The 2,609-nt window shown below is 71.7% G+C and carries 4 protein-coding genes; 2 read left to right on the top strand and 2 right to left on the bottom strand.

Annotated elements, in window-relative coordinates; translation table 11 throughout:
- The first annotated feature begins 80 nt into the window (after window positions 1–80).
- Both JGS39_RS38720 and JGS39_RS38715 read left to right on the top strand, forming a co-directional pair.
- A complete protein-coding gene (locus JGS39_RS38720; protein ID WP_219574456.1) occupies window positions 81–521 on the top strand; it encodes a pyridoxamine 5'-phosphate oxidase family protein in 441 nt (146 codons plus the stop codon).
- Between the two features lie 124 nt (window positions 522–645).
- A complete protein-coding gene (locus JGS39_RS38715) occupies window positions 646–1,104 on the top strand; it encodes a DUF2199 domain-containing protein (protein WP_236064068.1) in 459 nt (152 codons plus the stop codon).
- Window positions 1,105–1,151: 47 nt separating this feature from the next.
- On the opposite strand, the gene JGS39_RS38710 is transcribed toward JGS39_RS38715, so the two are convergent.
- Together JGS39_RS38710 and JGS39_RS38705 are read right to left on the bottom strand one after the other, a co-directional pair.
- The gene (locus tag JGS39_RS38710; protein ID WP_219574454.1) at window positions 1,152–1,832 is read right to left on the bottom strand and encodes a TetR family transcriptional regulator; all 681 of its coding nucleotides are present in this window, start codon (window positions 1,830–1,832) and stop codon (window positions 1,152–1,154) included.
- A 35-nt stretch (window positions 1,833–1,867) separates the two neighbouring features.
- Window positions 1,868–2,609, bottom strand: a 742-nt coding sequence (locus tag JGS39_RS38705) for a TetR/AcrR family transcriptional regulator (RefSeq protein WP_219574453.1), incomplete at its 5' end; no start/stop codon positions are given.

The raw sequence follows: 2,609 nt of genomic DNA, 5'->3' as shown, positions 1-2,609 counted from the left end.
AGAACGAGCCCGAGAACGAGAACGAGCCCGAGAACGAGCCCGAGTCCGAGTCCGGCCCCGGCGCCGGCCCCGCCCCGCGCGTGCTCACCGAGGCGGAACTGTCCCGGCTGCTCGGGGAGCAGCAGTTCGGCGTCCTCGCAAGCGTGCGGCGCACCGGGCACCCGCATCTGACGACGGTGCTGTACTCCTGGGACGCCGAAGAGCGCGTGGTGCGCGTCTCCAGCACCGCCGACCGCCTCAAGCCGCGTCAGTTGCGCACCGATCCGCACGCGGCGCTGCACGTGCACGGCCAGGACGTGTTCTCGTTCGCGGTCGCCGAGGGCGAGGCGGAGGTGTCCGCGCCGGCGGCCGTGCCCGGTGACGCGGTCAGCCGCGAACTCCTCTCCCTGACACCCGGTTTCGAGGACCCTGCCGAGGAGGCGGCCTTCCTGGCGCAGGTGGTCGCCGACCGGCGCGTGGTGATCCGGATCCGGGTCTCACGGCTGTACGGAACGGCGCTGGACATCCCCGCCGCGGACTGAGCGCAGGCGGCGACGGTCCACCGGGGCCATGTGCGCGACAAGCGGAGGCTCTAGGATCCCGCCCATGGCTACCGACCCCGGCTACACCTGCTCCCGCTGCGGCGAACACCACACGGAACTCCCGATGGGGTACTCGACCATGGCGCCCGACGTCTGGGACGCGAGCCTGGAGAACGACCCCGACAGCATGCTCTCGACGGACCAGTGCATCGTCAGACACGAGCACTACTTCATCAAGGGCCTGATCGAGATACCCGTGACCGGCAGCCCGGAGCCGTTCTCGTGGGGTGTCTGGGTGTCCTTGAGCCGGGAGAACTTCGCCCGCGCCCTCGACGTGTGGGAGACCCCGGGCCGGGAGTCCGAGAAGCCGTACTTCGGCTGGCTCACCACCGAGTTGGGGCTCTACACACCCCGTACGACCAACCTCAAAACCAACGCGCACACCCGCCCGATCGGCCGGCGCCCGCTCATCGAGCTGGAGCCCACCGATCACCCGCTGGCCGTGGAACAGCGGACCGGCATCACGCTCGACCGGGTCCGCGAGATAGCCGAGGCGGTGCAGCACGCCGAGGACAGCCGATAGGTCCGGGCACAGAGCCGGAACTCAGAGCCGGGACTCAGAGCCGGGATTCAGCCCTCCAGCCCCGACCGCAGCTGCACGAAGCCCTGCTCGGCGGCCTCGACCGCGTCCGCGTACACCTGATCCGCGCTCCGGCCCTCGCTGATCCGCTGCCAGTTCTCCAGGGACAGGATGCGCAGGACCGCGACGATCTGGCCCGCGGCCAGCCGGTCCGTCGCCCTGTCTCCCAGGGCGCGGGCGAGAGCGGCCTCGGCACGGCTCTGGTACGCGAAGAGCCGTGCCACCAGGGACGGCGTGCCGTACAGCAGCCGGTGGAACGCCAGCACCTGCGGCACGTCGCACAGGCCCGTGACCGGGTCGCGCCGCTCCAGACCGTCCAGGTAGTGGCGGCGCAGCGCGTCCAGCGGGGACTCGCCCTCCGCGCGGCCGGCGACGACCCGCGCGGACTCGTCCTCGTGGTCGGCGAACCGGTGGAGGGCCAGGTCCTCCTTGGCCGGGAAGTAGCGGAACAGCGTCGGTTTGGAGATGTCGGCGGCGGCCGCGATCTCCGCCACGGAGACCTGGTCGAACCCACGCTCCAGGAACAGGGCGATCGCGGCGTCGGAGACCGCCTGATACGTCAGCTGCTTCTTCCGCTCCCGCAGGCTCATCGGCGCGCCGGAGGAGGCCGGCGCGGCCGCATCCCCACCCGCTGCCGTCCGGGGGCCGGGCTTCTCTCCGCTCATGACCATGAGCGTAACGCCTCCGACCTCAAGCGAACTTGACGTCAGACGCCGTCCGGCCCCGTCCCGGAGGCCTCCGTTCCGCGCTCCCGCGCACGGGATCCGATCAGTACGCCGACCCCGTCAAGCACCCGTTCGAGACCGAACGTGAGCTCGTGGTCGGGCTCGTCCGGCGCCCACATGCCCTCGGTGGCCATCAGCCGGGAGAGCGCGGGGTGGCGCACGGGGTCGACCAGCCGGCCCAGCGTGCGGGCGTAGCCATCCATGACCTCCTCGGCCGACACACCGCGGGACTCGACGGCGGCAGCGAGATCACCCATCAACAGCGCCTCGTTCCGCACGAAACCACTGACCAGAAGGATGACGGAGATCTCCTCGCCCGCGTCCAGACCGGCGCCCGCGAGGGCCTGCAGGCCCTGTTCCCACCAGGCGACCGAGTTCGGGCTCGCGGGCGGTCCCGCGATGGGGATGCGGAGCATCCACAGGTTGGCGTGGAAGACCCGGCTCTGCGCCCGGGCCCACTGCGACAGCGCATGGCGCCAGCCGGCCTTCTCCTCCAGGGCGGGCAGCGGGGGCGGCGGACCCAGGGCCGCCTCCTGCATCAGCACGTAGAGCTCGTCCTTGGCGGCCACGTACCGGTAGAGCGACATCGTGGAGACCCCGAGGTCCTTGGCGACCCGCCCCATGGACACCCCGCCGAGCCCCTCGGCCGCCGCCACCGCCACTGCCGCGTCCACGATGCGTCCCAGGCTCAGCCCGGGCTTGGGCCCCTTCACCGGGCGCGCC

Origin of the sequence: Streptomyces poriferorum (assembly GCF_019399235.1) — a bacterium.
Taxonomy (GTDB): domain Bacteria; phylum Actinomycetota; class Actinomycetes; order Streptomycetales; family Streptomycetaceae; genus Streptomyces; species Streptomyces poriferorum.
This window is presented reverse-complemented; position numbering and strand designations above follow the sequence as displayed.